We start from the raw sequence: 14397 nt of genomic DNA, 5'->3' as shown, positions 1-14397 counted from the left end.
TCGCAAAGGAGATTCGGAAACTTGCGGTCACGACCGAGGTTCACGCTCGCTGGGCAGTTCCTGCTGCTCCAGCTGAGCGTGCTGGTCGTCGTCCTGGTGGCTGCCGGCTTCGTGACCCTGCAGCAGGCCGACTCCGCGTTCCGCGACGAGCGGGGCTCGCGGATGCGCTCGGCGGCGGAGAGCCTGGCCGGCACCGACGGGGTGCGGCTCGGGCTCCAGGACCGCTACCCGCCCCTGCTGGTGCTGGCCACCTACGCCGAGGACGTGCGCGCCCGGCTCGGTGTCGACGCCGTCTACCTCACCGACGCCGACGGTGTCGTGGTGGTCGGGCCGGACCCGACGGTCGAGGAGCGCCCCGTCGACCTCGGTGACGACTCCGTGCTGCGCGGACGCTCGTGGGTGGGTGACATCGACGACCGCGGCGAGGACTCGCTGGCCGCCGCCGTGCCGGTGCTGGCCGACGACGGCGCGGTGGTCGGCACGGTGCTGGTGGCGGAGGCGTACCCCTCGCTGGCCGCCCGCGTCGAGCGCAGCGTGCCCGACCTGCTCGTCTTCCTGGGTCTCGGCCTGGCGCTGGGCGGCGCCGGCTCGCTGGCGCTGTCGCGGCTGATCCGTCGCCGCACCCGCGGGCTCGAGCCCGCGGAGATCGGCGCGCTGGCCGACCAGCGCGAGGCGCTGCTGCACTCGCTGCGCGAGGGCCTGGTCGCGGTGGCCGACGACGGCCGCCTCACCGTCGTCAACGACACCGCGCGCGAGCTGCTGGCCCTGGCCGGCGACGTGGGCCCCGGCACGCCGCTGGCGGCGGCCGGTCTCCAGCCCGAGGTGGTCGAGCTGCTCGACCCCGGGCTCGACCGGGACGGCGACGGCGCGGGCGCCGAGGTGCGCGACGCGCTGCTGGTGCTCGGGGGCCGCGTGATCGTCGCCAACCGCACGCCCGTGCGCGGGGGCGGCGGCACCGGCGGCGTCGTGGTGACGCTGCGCGACCACACCGAGCTGCTCGCGCTGCGCAGCGAGCTGCGCGAGCGCGAGTCGGTCACCGAGACGCTGCGCGCGCAGACGCACGAGTTCGCCAACCAGCTGCACACGATCTCGGGACTGCTGCAGCTGGAGGAGTACGACGAGGCGGCCACCGCTCTCGGCACCATCGTGCGGCGCCGCGCGGAGATCAGCGACGGCGTGCGGGCCCGCGTCGAGGACCCCCAGGTGGCGGCGCTCCTGGTCGCCAAGACGAGCGTCGCCGCGGAGCGCGGGCTGGCCGTCGACGTCGTGAACGCCGAGCCGTTCCCGCGGCTCGACCCCGACCTCGCCGTCGACGTCGTCACGGTGCTCGGCAACCTCGTCGACAACGCCGTGGAGGCCTCGGTCGGCGCGGCGCGGTCGGTCGCGGGACCCTCGGCCGCGGGGAGCGGCGTGCGCGTGCGACTCTGGTGGGCGGACGGCGCGGCCTGCATCGAGGTCGCGGACAGCGGCTCCGGGGTCGAGGACGGCGACCGCGACCGGATCTTCGAGCGGGGCTGGAGCACCAAGACCCCGGTCGTCGGCGGGCGCGGCGTGGGCCTGGCGCTCGTGCGCCAGGTCTGCCAACGTCGCGGCGGCGACGTCACGCTGGCGACGTCCCAGGAGCGCGGGGGCGCCGTCTTCACCGCACGACTGCCAGGAGGCACCGCATGACGAGCCCGGCCGCGAAGCCCGACCTCGGGGTCCTCGTCGTCGACGACGACTTCATGGTGGCCTCCATCCACACGCGGTTCGTCGAGCGCGTGCCGGGTTTCGTGCCGGTCGGCGTCGCGGCCACCGGGCGGGCGGCCCTGGAGGAGATCGCGCGCCTGCGCCCCGACCTCGTGCTGCTCGACGTGCACCTGCCGGACTTCTCGGGCCTCGAGGTGCTGCGGCGCCTGCGCGGCGCCGGGGACGCCACCGGCGTGATCATGGTGACCGCGGCCCGCGAGGCCGACACCGTCCGGGCCGCCGCGGCGGCCGGCGCGGCCCACTACCTGGTCAAGCCCTTCGAGCGGGAGGACCTCGAGGCCCGGCTCGACGCCTTCCGGCGCTCCCACGAGGCGCTGGCGGCGATCGGCCGCGACGACGCGAACCGCTCGGTGCAGGACACCATCGACCAGGTCTTCGTGCAGGGGGGAGCCGCCCGCGCGCAGCTGCCGAAGGGGCTCTCCCAGGAGACCGCGACCGCCGTCCTCGGCGCGCTGAGCACCGAGGAGGAGCTGTCCGCCAGCGAGGTCGCCGACCGGATCGGCGTCTCGCGGGTCAGCGCCCGGCGCTACCTCGAGCACTTCGTCGAGGCGGGCCGCGCCGTGGGGCGCCTGCAGTACGGCGGCGCCGGCCGCCCCCAGCGGCTCTACCGCGCCGCCGGCTCCTGAGCCGCCGCGGGGCCCTCGTCCGCGGGTGAGGAGCGCACCTGCACGAGGATGGCGGCCAGGATCAGCGCGCCACCGACCGTGCCGAGCAGGCCGATCCGCTCGCCGACCACGACCGCGGCCAGCAGGGCCGCCGTGACGGGCTCGAGCAGGGTCGCGACCGTCGCGGTGGAGCTGGAGGTCGTGCGCAGCCCCGCGTACAGCAGTCCGTAGGCGAGCGCCATCGTGGCGACCCCCAGCCAGAGCAGCCACAGCAGGGTGACCGGGTCGTCGGTGACCACCGGCGAGCCCCGCAGCGCCTCGACGGCGCCCCACGGCACGAGGACGAGCGCCCCGACCGCGGTGGCGACGGTGGTCAGCGCCAGGGGCTCGACCTCCCGGCTCACGCGGGCGCCGACGAGGGTGGTGGCGGCGTAGCCCACCGCCGCGACGACCGCCAGCCCCACACCGAGCAGCGGCGCGGGACCGCTGCCGCCGTGGGCGCCGCCGAAGGAGACGAGCAGCAGGCCCGCCACCGCGGCCACCAGCGCGACCACCTCGCCCGGTCGGGGCGTGCGCCGGGACCGCACGCAGACCACCACCGTCACCATCACGGGAGCGAGCCCCAGCGAGACGACGGTCGCGACGCCCACGCCGGCGGCGAGGACGGCGGAGAAGTAGAGACCCTGGTAGGCCGCCGTGGCCACGCCCACGGCGATCGCGCGGCCGCGGTGGTGGCGCAGCACGTGGGCCACGTCGCCCCGCTGGCGCAGCGCCAGCACGGCGACGACCAGCACGAGGGTGGCCAGCAGCATCCGGTACGCGCTGACCGTGCCCGCCGACATCCCGACCCGGTCGTTGACGACGTGCACCGCCAGACCGCCGGTGCCCCACAGGACGCCCGCGGCGACGACCTGCGCCAGCCCGAGCGGGCTCGGGGCGCCGCGGCCCGCAGGGGTGGCGGGGGCCAGCGGCGGGGGAGGGGCGGCGGTCATCGGCTCAGCCTGTCGCGGGTCGGGGGAGACGGGAGGGGGTGTCGCGCGAGTAGTGTGCCCGCATGCCCGTCTCGGTGAAGTCGTCGGTCTCGAAGTCCCGCTCCCTCCGGCGCCACCGCGTGGTGCCCGTCGTCGGCCTCGTGCTGGCCGGGCTGCTCGTCGCCCCGGGCTCCGCCTTCGCGGCGTCGGGCCTGCCGACGGTGCAGCAGCCCGCCGACGACCCGACGGAGCCGACCTCGGAGCCGACCACCGACCCGACCACCGACCCGACGGCCGAGCCCACGTCGCCGACGTCGGAGCCCACGGAGAGCACGGAGCCGAGCGAGCAGCCGTCGGACGCGCCCACCGAGACGCCGTCCCAGACGCCCACCCAGCGCCCCGCAGCGCCGTCGCGGACCCCCGACGCGACCACCACGCCGACCCCGTCGCCGACGCAGTCCCCGGAGCAGCGGCCCACGAGCATCGTGGTCAAGGTGAAGGCGTGGAACGCGTCGAACCAGCTCGTGCCCGTCTCCGCGGTCAACGACGGCACCCCGGTCCGGGTCGTGTTCCGCGTGACCGACGGTCAGACGAACCCGCGGCCCGGCTGGGTGACGGTGCAGTACAACGACGGCGCGGGCTGGTTCACGGCCAAGACCGTGCGGCTCGTCGGCGGCAACGGCCACGTGGCTCTGATGCCGCTGAAGAACACGCAGTACAAGGTGCACTACTCGGCGCAGCTGCCCTACCCGGCGGCGTACAGCGGCGCGGCGCGCCTCTACGTGCGCCCGTTCGTCTCGCCGGTCTCGCTGCCCTCCGGCGCCCCGCGCCCCTCGGTCACGCCGCCTGCGGCCACGCGCGCGACCAACACGGCCGCGTCGGGGGCGTACGCCCAGGTCCTCAGCATCTCGGACAAGTACTGGGCGACGATGGTCGGGCGCAGCTGGCGCTCGGGCTGCCCGGTGGGGCGCAACAGCCTGCGGGTGGTCCTGGTGACCTACATCGGCTTCGACGGCCTGCGCTACCGCGGCGAGCTGGTCGTCAACCAGGACGTCGCCAACCGCGCGGCCCAGGCGTTCACGGCGCTCTACAACGCACGGATCCCGATCCGGTCGATGACGCGCGTCGACGTCTTCGGCTACAGCTCGCGCCTCGGCGGCGCCGACGACTACAAGTCGATGGCGGCCGACAACACCTCGGCGTTCAACTGCCGCGGCGTGGTCGGGCGCCCGTCCGCCCGCTCGCCGCACTCCTACGGCCGCTCGATCGACATCAACCCGTGGGAGAACCCGTACCACTCCGCGCAGGGCGTCGTGCCCAACACGTGGTGGGTCAGCCGCTCGCACCCGCAGGTCGCGTGGCGCAGCCGGTCGCACCAGGTCGTGCAGATCATGGCGCGCTACGGGTTCCGCTGGACGTACGGCACCTCCGACGCCCACCACTTCGACGGCTGAGCCGGTGGCTGCGGCGGGCGCCGGCTGCGTGTTCTGCGCGATCGTGGCGGGGGAGACGGAGGCCGACATCGTGCACGCCGACGACGACCTGGTCGCCTTCCTCGACCAGCGCCCGGTCTTCAAGGGCCACGTCCTGCTCGTGCCCCGCGAGCACGTGGTGACGCTCGACGAGCTGCCCGACCGGCTGCGTGACCCGTTCCTCGCCACCGCGCAGCGCCTGTGCCGCGCGGTGGTCGACGGCCTGGGGGCCCAGGGGTCCTTCGTGGCGGTCAACAACCGGGTCAGCCAGTCGGTGCCGCACCTGCACCTGCACGTCGTGCCCCGCACCAAGGGCGACGGGCTGCGGGGCTTCTTCTGGCCGCGCACGAAGTACGCCGACCGCGAGCGCGCCGCGTACGCCGAGCGGCTGCGGGAGGCGCTGGCCGCGCTCTAGGTCGTGCCCCTAGGGTGACGCACATGACACGGTTCGAGGGACGCGTCGCGGTCGTCACGGGCGCCGCGCGAGGCATCGGGTTCGGCACGGCGCAGCGGTTCGCGAGCGAGGGGGCCTCCGTGGCGATCCTCGACCTCGACGAGTCGGCCGCCGCGGAGGCGGCGGGGCGGCTCGAGCTCGCCGACGGCGCCCGCGCGGTCGGGATCGGGGCGGACGTCTCCGACGCCACCTCCGTGGACACGGCGGTCGAGCGGGTGGTCTCCGAGCTCGGCGGCCTGCACGTGCTGGTCAACAACGCCGGCGTGACCCGCGACAACCTGCTGTTCAAGATGACCGAGGTCGACTGGGACCTCGTGATGGGCGTGCACCTCAAGGGCGCGTTCCTCATGACCAAGGCGGCGCAGCGACACTTCACCGAGCAGCGCTACGGCAAGGTCGTGTGCCTCTCCAGCACCTCCGCGCTGGGCAACCGGGGCCAGGCGAACTACTCGGCCGCGAAGATGGGGATCCAGGGGTTCGTCCGCACGCTGGGCCTCGAGCTGGGGCCGTACGGCATCAACGTCAACGCCGTCGCCCCCGGCTTCATCGCGACCGAGATGACCGACGCCACGGCCGCGCGGCTGAAGATGAGCGTGGAGGACTTCCGCGCCGGGGTCGCCGACCGCAACCCGGTGAAGCGGATCGGCCACCCCGAGGACATCGCGGCCGCGGTCACCTTCCTGGCCAGCGACGAGGCCTCCTACATCACCGGTCAGACGCTCTACGTCGACGGCGGCGCGACCCTGCTCTGAGGCCTCCGCCCGTCAGTGCCACGCGCGGGTGCTGCGGGTGGTCGTCACCAGGAGCGGGCGCGCCCCGAGCAGCGCGGACCACCGCACGGCGCTCTGCAGCGCGTGCCACAGCAGCCCGGCCGTCGGGCCCGGCAGCGGTCGACCGTCCGCGCCGGCGGTGGTGAGGGCGTACGCCTGCGCCCGCGGCCCCGGCCACAGCCGCACGACGCGCCCCGAGGCGACGACGGCGCGCTTCTCCAGCACGCTGAGGTCGGTGTAGCCCATCGGCACGTGCGCGAGCAGCGCCCTGTCGTCGAAGTCGGCCTCGGTGCCGCAGCGCGAGTAGCCGCGGTTCGTCGTCACGACGAGGCGCAGGTCGTCGTGGTCGGTCGCGAACGCCGACGGGCGGTCTGCCAGCCAGTCCTCGCGCCCGAGGCGCGGCAGCTGGAGGGGCTCGACGGCGACGTCGGGGTCGGCCCACGTCGTCTCGTCGGTGACCATCGGCAGGTGGAGGTCCGTCACGCCCCGCATCGTGCCAGGTGCGGCCCGCGCGCCTGCGTGCACGACGGCCCGCGTCCGCGCAGACTCTTCCGCGCGCCCGGCGGTGACGCCGGGCCGGACACGACGGGTCGAGAGCACGGGGAGCGGGATGCGGGCACGCACGAGGAACGGAGCGGTGGTCGCGGCGGCCCTGCTGGCGGTCACGACGATGGCGGCGTGCTCGAGTGACGAGCTGCCGTCGGCGGCGGCCGACGAGGACTCCCGCACCTCGCCCACGGCCTCCGGGCCCTCGACCTCGGCCCTCACGGGGCTCCCGGCCGACGCCGGCGTGACCACGGGTCCGCTGCTGGTCGCCAAGATCGACAACACCGCGTCCGCCACGCCCCAGCTCGGGCTGGACGAGGCCGACCTCGTGGTCGAGGAGCTCGTCGAGGGCGGCGCCACCCGCCTGGCCGCGTTCTTCCAGAGCGCGTATCCCGAGGAGGTCGGCCCGGTCCGGTCGATGCGGGCCACGGACATCGGCATCGTCCCGGCCGGGGACGACACCCGCATCGTGACCAGCGGCGCCGCCGGGCGGACGATCGAGCGCATCACCGCTGCGGGGATCGAGTACGTCGAGGAGGGCGCCTCCGGCTTCTTCCGGGCCGAGGGCCGCCGGTTGCCCTACGACCTGTTCGCCGACCTCGAGGTCGTCGCGGACGAGGTCGACGGCGACGGCGAGCGTCCGGCCGACTACCTGCCCTGGGGCGAGCACGAGGCGTACGCCTCCGGCGCCGGCGCCGCCTCGATCGACGTGACGTTCTCGCCGCGGCACACCACCAGCTGGGAGCTGGACGGTGGCGGCTACGTGATCGACGGCGGGTACGCCGAGGACGGCTTCGCCGCCGACACCGTCATCACGGTCGAGGTCGAGGTGGTCGACGCCGGCTACCTCGACCCGGCGGGCAACCCCGTGCCCGAGTCCCTCTTCGAGGGCACCGGCGCGGCCACCGTCTTCCACGGCGGGCGCGCGGTCGCGGCCACCTGGTCCAAGGACGCCGAGGACGCGTCGGTCGGGTTCACCACGGCGGACGGTGCGGCGCTGACGGTGCCGCCCGGGCGCACCTGGATCGAGCTGGTCCCCGCCGACACCGGCGACGTCTCGTACCGCTGACGCCCACCGGTCCTCAGGCGTCCGGCGCGTCGCCGTCCGGCCCCGCCCCGGCGGCGAGCTCCTGCTCGCCGGGCAGCGCGACGCCCGCGTCGCGCATCAGCTGCAGGCCCCCGAGGATGTAGCCGATCGCCACCTCCACGCGCCGGCTCGCGGCGCCCGGGTCGTGGCTGTCGGCGACGAACTCGCCCGCCGAGGACAGGGCGCCGAAGAAGATGGTGCTGAAGCCCTCGAGGAGCATTGGGTCGATGGGCTGGCGCCGGTCGCCCAGCACGTTCGCGACGAGGTCGTGCACGACGGTGAAGCTGGTGCGCACCTGCTCGCGGACCCGCTCGTGGCCCAGCACGGCGGGACCCTCCAGGACGACCACGCGGCGGTAGGCCGGCTGCTGGACGACGTCGACGAACCCGCGCAGGCCGGCCACGGCCTGGTCCCACGGGTCCTCCTGCTCCTGCATGGCGCGCTTGATGCGGCCCACGGCCTGGGCCTCGACACGCTCGAAGACCGCCTCGAACAGCGCCCGCTTGCCGTCGAAGTGGTGGTAGAGCGCGCCCTTGGTGACCTCGGCGCCCGCGACGATCGCGTCGAGGGAGGTGCCGGCGTACCCGTCCTCGGTGAACAGGCGCTCCGCGACCTCGACGAGCGCGCGCTTGGTGCGGTCGGAGAACTGGGCGCGGCGGCCCGTGCCGGGCACGGAGGGCAGGCCCTGGCGCAGGCGCCGGGCGGCGGACGACTTGCTCATCGCGGCCCAGCATAGGCACCCGGGCTGCGCCGGCACGTGCTGGACATCACGGGGCGACGGCCTCGGGAACGGGCAACCGGTTCGGCATACTCGCAGTACGTACCGCGAGTACGTACCCCCGGTACGCACCGCGGCACGGCCCAGAACCGAAGGAGAGCACCATGAGCTGGACGACCTTCCACCGCCGCGGCGAGGTCCTCGCCGCCGTCGTCGAGGCCGCGAACACCCGCCGCGACGGCCTGCTCCCCGACGACGTCCCCGGCGTGCCCGAGACCTTCCGCGACGAGCTCGACCTGCTGGGCGCGCTGCAGCTGCGCTGGCACACCCGCCTCTCCGGTCGCGTCGAGCGCGAGCTGTCCGGCCAGCCGCTCGACCTGGACGACGCGGTCGTGCGGGCCTGGGTGGCCACCGCGGGCGCCCTGCCGGGCGTCCGGGAGGTCCTCGACCGCGCCCTCGCCGTCGGCGTCGACCCCGAGGCCGACCGCCTGCTGGCCACCGCGGTGGCCAAGGAGCGGATGATGCTGGCCGCGATGGCCGGCCGCTCGAGCTACGACGACGACCGCGCGGTCGCCGTGGGCGCCGACGTCGAGGAGCGGGCACGCGCCGCGTGGGCCCGCGTCGCCGGGTCCGCCGCCGCGCGCGACGCGGGGGCGGACGCGCGCCCCGGCCTGCTCGACCGGCTGCGGGCCGCGCTCGCAGCCTGACAGGTGGGCGTGCCCGGGACCGTCCGCGCCCGACGCCGCCCGCGCGGGCGCGAGGCATCATGGACGGCATGACGAGCGAGCCCCGCGCCGGGATGCTGCTGGTCGCCACGCGCGGCCTCGAGGACCCGAACTTCGCCGAGTCCGTCGTCCTGCTGCTCGACAGCGACGAGGACGGCGCGCTCGGCGTCGTGGTCAACCGGCCCTCGCCGGTGCACGTCGCCGACGTGCTGGAGGGCTGGCGCGACGTCGTGGGCGAGCCCGACGTCCTGTTCCGCGGCGGGCCGGTCAGCCCCGACGGTGCGCTGGCGCTCGGACGGCCGCAGGACCCCGGGGCGCCCCCGGTCGGCTACCGCGAGATCGTGCCGGGCCTGGGCGTGCTCGACCTCGACACCCCGGTGGAGCTGGTCGAGGGCGGGCTGGGCGACCTGCGGATCTTCGTGGGGTACGCCGGCTGGGGTCCCGGGCAGCTGGAGGACGAGATCGCCGAGGGCAGCTGGCACGTCGTCGCGGGCCGGGTCGCGGACGCGTTCAGCGTCGCGCCGCACGACCTGTGGCGCGACGTCCTGCGGCGCCAGCCGGGATCGCTGGCGTGGACCTCGACGCAGCCGGCGGACCCCTCGCTCAACTGACGGATCGTCGGCGCCCGGACGTAGACTCACCCGGGTGAGCACAGGCATCGGATTCTCCCTGGAAACGAGCGGTGGCACGAGTGTCGTCGAGGACCGGCGCACGGTCCCGACCGACGATGGCGACCACGAGCGGTTCAGCCACTACGTGCCGAAGGACAAGCTCACCGAGGCGATGGTGATGGGCACGCCCGTCATCGCGCTGTGCGGCAAGGTGTGGGTGCCGAGCCGGTCGCCGGAGAAGTACCCGGTGTGCCCGGACTGCAAGGAGATCTGGGACTCGATGAACGACGACTCCGGCTCGGGCGGCGGCTCGGGTCCCGAGGCGTGAGCCGCCCCGAGCCCGGCGCCGAGGACCTCACCACCGTCGACCTCTCGCCCGCGTGGCCCGACCGCGCGGCCTGGGGCACGGCGCCGTCGCTGCGCGCCTGGCAGGCGGCCGCGATGCGGCAGTACCTCGAGACGTCGCCCAAGGACTTCCTCGTCGTCGCCACGCCGGGCGCCGGCAAGACCACGTTCGCGCTGTCGGTGGCCAAGGAGCTGCTGGAGCGCCGGGTGGTGGACCGGCTGGTGATCGTCGCGCCCACCGAGCACCTCAAGGTGCAGTGGGCCGCGGCGGCCGCGAAGGTCAACATCCCGATCGACCCGGCCTACGCGGCGGGCCAGGGACGCACGTCGAAGGAGTACGTCGGGATCGCCGTGACGTACGCCGGCGTGGCCGTGAACCCGTTGGCGATGCGGATCCGCACCGAGCGGTTCCGCACGCTGGTGATCCTCGACGAGCTCCACCACGCCGGCGACGCGATGTCGTGGGGCGAGGGCGTCCTCGAGGCCTTCGGGCCGGCGTCGCGGCGACTGGCCCTGACGGGCACGCCCTTCCGCTCCGACGTGAACCCCATCCCGTTCGTGACGTACGCCCCGGGCGGGGACGGCGTGCCGCGATCGGTGGCCGACTTCACCTACGGCTACCAGCACGCCCTGGCCGACCACGTCGTGCGGCCCGTGATGTTCCTGGCCTACTCCGGCGAGATGCAGTGGCGCACCCGCGCCGGCGACGAGGTCGCGGCGCGCCTCGGCGAGCCGCTGACCAAGGACATGACGGCCCACGCGCTGCGCACGGCGCTCGATCCCCAGGGTTCGTGGATGCCGTCCGTGCTCGAGGCCGCCGACAAGCGGCTCTCGGAGGTCCGCCGTCACGTGCCCGACGCCGGCGGTCTCGTGATCGCCACCGACCAGGACTCGGCTCGGGCCTACGCCAAGCTCCTCAAGCAGATCAGCGGCGAGTCGGTGACCGTCGTGCTGAGCGACGAGAAGGCCGCCTCGAAGCGGATCTCGGAGTTCGCCGAGGGCGACAGCCGCTGGATGGTCGCGGTGCGGATGGTCTCCGAGGGCGTCGACGTGCCGCGCCTGGCGGTCGGGGTCTGGGCGACCACCACCTCGACGCCGCTGTTCTTCGCGCAGGCGGTCGGCCGCTTCGTGCGCGCCCGCAAGCGCGGCGAGACGGCGTCGGTGTTCCTGCCGTCGGTGCCGCGGCTGCTGGAGTTCGCCTCCGAGCTGGAGGTGCAGCGCGACCACGTCCTGGGCCGGAAGATCACCGACGAGGACGACATCTTCGCCGCGGAGGAGGACATGCTGGCGCGCGCCAACGCCTCCGAGACCGCCTCGGCCGAGGAGCTGGGGACGTTCGAGTCGCTGGGCTCGGCGGCGGTCTTCGACCGTGTCCTCTACGACGGCGGCGAGTTCGGCCACGAGGGCGAGGTCAGCGTCGGCTCCGAGGAGGAGATGGACTTCCTCGGCATCCCCGGCCTTCTCGACGCCGACCAGGTGCGCGACCTGCTGCAGACCCGGCAGAGCGAGCGCGCCCAGAAGAAGCGCGCTGCTGCGGCGTCGCGCCCGGCGGGCGAGACGGCTCCGAGGGTCGAGGCGACCGCGCACGAGCAGCTGGCCGTGCTGCGCCGCGAGCTGAACGGCCTCGTGGCCGCGTGGAACCACCGCACCGGACAGCCCCACGGCGTCACCCACGCCGCCCTGCGCCGCGACTGCGGCGGTCCGCCGGCCGCCGTCGCGACCGCCGAGCAGCTGCGCTCGCGGATCGACCGGATCCGCGACTGGGCCGACGAGCGCCGCTCAGGCTGACGGGCGGGCGCCCGGGCCGGCGACGACCCGGGTCTCCCGGGCGTCGTCGAGCACGTGGCCCGCGGCGCAGACGGTCGCGGTGCGTACCTCCTCGCCGCACTCGCGGTGCCGGAACTCGACCGGAGGGCCCGCCGCGTCCGCGAGGTGGCGGTCGCCCCAGCGCGTCAGTGCGATCATCGCTGGCTGCAGGTCGAGGCCCTTGGGGGTCAGCCGGTACTCGTGGCGCTCCCGGGCGCCCGGCTCGCGGTAGGGCTCGCGGACCAGCAGGCCCTCGTCGACGAGGCGACCGAGCCGGTTGGTCAGCACCTGGCGCGGCACGCCCGTGTGCCGGCGGATGTCCTCGAAGCGCCGGATGCCGACGAAGACCTCGCGGAGCACGACGATCGTCCAGCGGTCGCCGACGACGTCCAGCGTGCGCATCAACGAGCAGTTCTCGGTGGACACCTCGATCGGACGGAACGCGCTCACCCGGCCAGCGTACGACCTCTGGGTCTCGCCGACAGACCCACGCGACGGGCCCACGCGACGGCACCGTTCGACGCCCGGGGGAGGGGGAACCGGTCGGCGCCGCGGGCCGTCCTAGGGTGGTACGCGTCCCCGACCACAGGAGCTGATCTCGGATGTTCCGCGCCCCCCGCCCGGTCGCCCTCGCGGCCCTCGCCACCTCCGCGATCCTCGCCCTCACCGCCTGCGCGAGCGGTGAGGACCCCGAGGCGGAGACCGGTTCGTCGCCCTCCTCCAGCGAGCCCACCCCGTCGAGCCCCGGGTCGAGCGGCCCGGCGACCGTCGACCCCACCGGCCCGGCGCTCACCGAGTCCCCGGCCGAGGACGGAGCAGCCCCCGTGGACCCCGAGGACTACGACGAGGTGGTCGCGGCCGCCGTCGCCGACCTGGCGACGACCCGCGACGTCGCCGAGGACGAGGTCACCGTGCTCGCCGACGCCGCGGTGCAGTGGCGCAACGGCGCCCTCGGCTGCCCCGAGGCCGGCCAGTTCTACACCGAGGCGATCACGCCCGGGCGCCGCGTCATCCTCGAGGTGGACGGCGAGCAGTACGCCTACCACGGGGCCGAGACGGGTCCCGTGACCTACTGCGCCTCCCCGGAGGAGCCGGCGACCGAGTGACGTCCGGGGCGAGGGTCGCTCAGTCGGCGTCGCCGACGGCGATCGCCGCCGCCTCGCGCTCGCTGTGCGGCGCCGGCGCACCCTCGGAGGCGCGCAGCGCACGGCGCACGACCCCGCCCCCGGCCACCGCGACGACCACGCCGAGGGCCACGGCGCCCGCCCCGAACCAGAAGGGGGCGGCCACGTCGACGTGCTCGGCCAGCTTGAGGGCGACGAACGGCCCGACGGCGCCCCCGGTGAAGCGGACGAAGGAGTACGCGGCCGAGGCGACCGGCCGCTCCACGGGGGCCGCGCCCATCACCGCCTCGGTGACCAGGGTGTTGACGACGCCGAGGAACGCGCCGGCGACCACGATGCCGACGACCACGACCGGCTCGTGGGTCGCGAAGAGGGCCATCAGCGCCAGGTCCAGCGCGAAGAGGGCGAGGCAGGCGGTCATGGCCGTGACGGTCCCGAGGCGGCGCTGCAGCAGCGGGGCGACCACGACGGACGCGACGGCCAGCAGCAGGCCCCAGCCGAAGAACGTCCAGCCGATCGCCATGATGTCGAGGCTCGGCAGCGCGAACGGGCCGGCGGCCATCAGCGTGAAGAAGCCGAGGTTGTAGAAGACCGCGACGACCGCGAGCAGCAGCAGCGCCGGGTGGCGCAGCGCGCGGAACGGGTCGGCCAGCCCGGTGCGTCGTCCGCTCGGCGGGGTGGCCGGCAGCAGCCAGGCGGTGGCCAGCAGGGCCACCGTCATCAGCACCGACACGCCGAAGAACGGACCGCGCCAGGAGATCTCGCCGAGGAGCCCGCCCAGCAGCGGCCCCGACGCGATGCCGAGCCCGAGCGCCGCCTCGAACAGGATGATGGCGCTCGCCAGCGAGCCCGTCGACGCGGTCACGATCGTCGACAGCGCGGTGGCGATGAACAGCGCGTTGCCCAGGCCCCAGCCCGCGCGGAAGCCGATCACGGCGCCGACCGAGCCGGACGTGCCGGCCAGTGCGGCGAACACGATGATGAGGGCCAGCCCCGCGAGCAGGGTGCGCTTGGCGCCGATCCGGCTGGACACCACGCCGGTGACGAGCATCGCCACGCCCATCACGGCCATGTAGCTGGTGAACAGCAGCGAGACCTGGCTCGGCGTCGCCTCGAGCTGCGCCGCGATCTCCTTGAGGATGGGGTCGACGAGCCCGATGCCCATGAAGGCGATCACGCAGGCGAACGCCACGGCCCACACGGCCCGGGGCTGTCGCCAGGGCGACGGGGGCGCCGCCTCCGGGCTCGTGGTGGTGGGCTGCTGGTCGGGCAGTGTCGTGGTCATCCGGTGCGTCGTCCGTCCTCTCGGGGGCGTCGCCACGCTACGCCGATATGTGCATGATGCAAATAAAAGCCGTGTAGCGGCGCCTCCCGATCGCGGGGCGCCGGGCCGCCCGATGGGAGAGGATGCCGG

16 protein-coding genes are annotated in these 14397 nt (G+C 74.8%); 11 read left to right on the top strand and 5 right to left on the bottom strand.

What is annotated here, in order from left to right; genetic code table 11:
• Positions 1-21: 21 nt before the first annotated feature.
• Together RDV89_RS00605 and RDV89_RS00600 are read left to right on the top strand one after the other, a co-directional pair.
• Positions 22-1671 carry a sensor histidine kinase gene (locus tag RDV89_RS00605; RefSeq protein ID WP_315730508.1) on the top strand — a complete coding sequence of 550 codons (1650 nt, stop codon included), beginning with the start codon at positions 22-24 and terminating at the stop codon, positions 1669-1671.
• On the top strand, positions 1668-2375 hold the full coding sequence (locus RDV89_RS00600) for a response regulator (RefSeq protein ID WP_315730507.1): 708 nt from the start codon (positions 1668-1670) through the stop codon (positions 2373-2375). Before RDV89_RS00605 ends, RDV89_RS00600 begins: the two co-directional genes overlap by 4 nt.
• Here the strand turns inward: RDV89_RS00600 and RDV89_RS00595 are convergent.
• Positions 2354-3346: a DMT family transporter gene (locus tag RDV89_RS00595; RefSeq protein WP_315730506.1), complete on the bottom strand. Its 993-nt coding sequence runs from the start codon at positions 3344-3346 to the stop codon at positions 2354-2356. The two genes, RDV89_RS00600 and RDV89_RS00595, sit on opposite strands and share 22 nt — an antisense overlap.
• A 62-nt stretch (positions 3347-3408) precedes the next feature.
• On the opposite strand from RDV89_RS00595, the gene RDV89_RS00590 reads away from it, so the two are divergent.
• The 3 genes from RDV89_RS00590 to RDV89_RS00580 are packed head-to-tail and all read left to right on the top strand — an operon-like array spanning position 3409 to position 6003.
• Positions 3409-4779, top strand: a complete 1371-nt coding sequence (locus RDV89_RS00590) for a M15 family metallopeptidase (RefSeq protein WP_315730505.1) — start codon at positions 3409-3411, stop codon at positions 4777-4779.
• A gap of 4 nt (positions 4780-4783) precedes the next feature.
• Positions 4784-5212 (top strand): HIT family protein, encoded by a 429-nt coding sequence (locus RDV89_RS00585; protein WP_315730504.1) that lies wholly within the window; start codon positions 4784-4786, stop codon positions 5210-5212.
• Between the two features lie 23 nt (positions 5213-5235).
• A complete protein-coding gene (locus tag RDV89_RS00580) occupies positions 5236-6003 on the top strand; it encodes an SDR family NAD(P)-dependent oxidoreductase (protein WP_315730503.1) in 768 nt (255 codons plus the stop codon).
• Between the two features lie 12 nt (positions 6004-6015).
• On the opposite strand, the gene RDV89_RS00575 is transcribed toward RDV89_RS00580, so the two are convergent.
• Positions 6016-6504, bottom strand: coding sequence for a hypothetical protein (locus tag RDV89_RS00575; RefSeq protein ID WP_315730502.1), 489 nt, complete (start codon positions 6502-6504; stop codon positions 6016-6018).
• A gap of 154 nt (positions 6505-6658) precedes the next feature.
• Here RDV89_RS00575 and RDV89_RS00570 point away from each other — a divergent pair, with 154 nt between their 5' ends.
• A complete protein-coding gene (locus RDV89_RS00570) occupies positions 6659-7636 on the top strand; it encodes a DUF3048 domain-containing protein (RefSeq protein WP_315730501.1) in 978 nt (325 codons plus the stop codon).
• Between the two features lie 13 nt (positions 7637-7649).
• Here RDV89_RS00570 and RDV89_RS00565 read toward each other — a convergent pair whose 3' ends face one another.
• Positions 7650-8375 carry a TetR/AcrR family transcriptional regulator gene (locus RDV89_RS00565; RefSeq protein ID WP_315730500.1) on the bottom strand — a complete coding sequence of 242 codons (726 nt, stop codon included), beginning with the start codon at positions 8373-8375 and terminating at the stop codon, positions 7650-7652.
• A 161-nt stretch (positions 8376-8536) separates the two neighbouring features.
• Here RDV89_RS00565 and RDV89_RS00560 point away from each other — a divergent pair, with 161 nt between their 5' ends.
• The 4 genes from RDV89_RS00560 (at position 8537) to RDV89_RS00545 (ending at position 11841) form a co-directional block, all read left to right on the top strand.
• Positions 8537-9079, top strand: a complete 543-nt coding sequence (locus tag RDV89_RS00560; RefSeq protein WP_315730499.1) for a hypothetical protein — start codon at positions 8537-8539, stop codon at positions 9077-9079.
• A gap of 68 nt (positions 9080-9147) precedes the next feature.
• Positions 9148-9708 (top strand): YqgE/AlgH family protein, encoded by a 561-nt coding sequence (locus RDV89_RS00555; RefSeq protein ID WP_315730498.1) that lies wholly within the window; start codon positions 9148-9150, stop codon positions 9706-9708.
• 58 nt (positions 9709-9766) lie between these two features.
• A complete protein-coding gene (locus RDV89_RS00550; protein WP_315731500.1) occupies positions 9767-10036 on the top strand; it encodes a DUF3039 domain-containing protein in 270 nt (89 codons plus the stop codon).
• Positions 10037-10149: 113 nt separating this feature from the next.
• Complete coding sequence (locus RDV89_RS00545) at positions 10150-11841, top strand: DEAD/DEAH box helicase (protein ID WP_438823253.1); 1692 nt, start codon at positions 10150-10152, stop codon at positions 11839-11841.
• Here the strand turns inward: RDV89_RS00545 and RDV89_RS00540 are convergent.
• The gene (locus RDV89_RS00540) at positions 11833-12309 is read right to left on the bottom strand and encodes a winged helix-turn-helix transcriptional regulator (RefSeq protein WP_315730497.1); all 477 of its coding nucleotides are present in this window, start codon (positions 12307-12309) and stop codon (positions 11833-11835) included. The genes RDV89_RS00545 and RDV89_RS00540 overlap by 9 nt on opposite strands.
• 152 nt (positions 12310-12461) lie before the next feature.
• Here RDV89_RS00540 and RDV89_RS00535 point away from each other — a divergent pair, with 152 nt between their 5' ends.
• Entirely contained in the window at positions 12462-12965 is a 504-nt protein-coding gene (locus RDV89_RS00535; RefSeq protein ID WP_315730496.1) for a DUF8738 domain-containing protein, read from the top strand.
• A 19-nt stretch (positions 12966-12984) separates the two neighbouring features.
• On the opposite strand, the gene RDV89_RS00530 is transcribed toward RDV89_RS00535, so the two are convergent.
• On the bottom strand, positions 12985-14268 hold the full coding sequence (locus tag RDV89_RS00530; protein WP_315730495.1) for an MFS transporter: 1284 nt from the start codon (positions 14266-14268) through the stop codon (positions 12985-12987).
• Positions 14269-14397 lie beyond the last annotated feature (129 nt).

This window comes from Nocardioides imazamoxiresistens, from assembly GCF_032378595.1.
Classification (GTDB): Bacteria; Actinomycetota; Actinomycetes; order Propionibacteriales; family Nocardioidaceae; genus Nocardioides; species Nocardioides imazamoxiresistens.
Note: the sequence above shows the minus strand (reverse complement) of the source record. Positions and strands in the feature narration are given on the sequence as shown.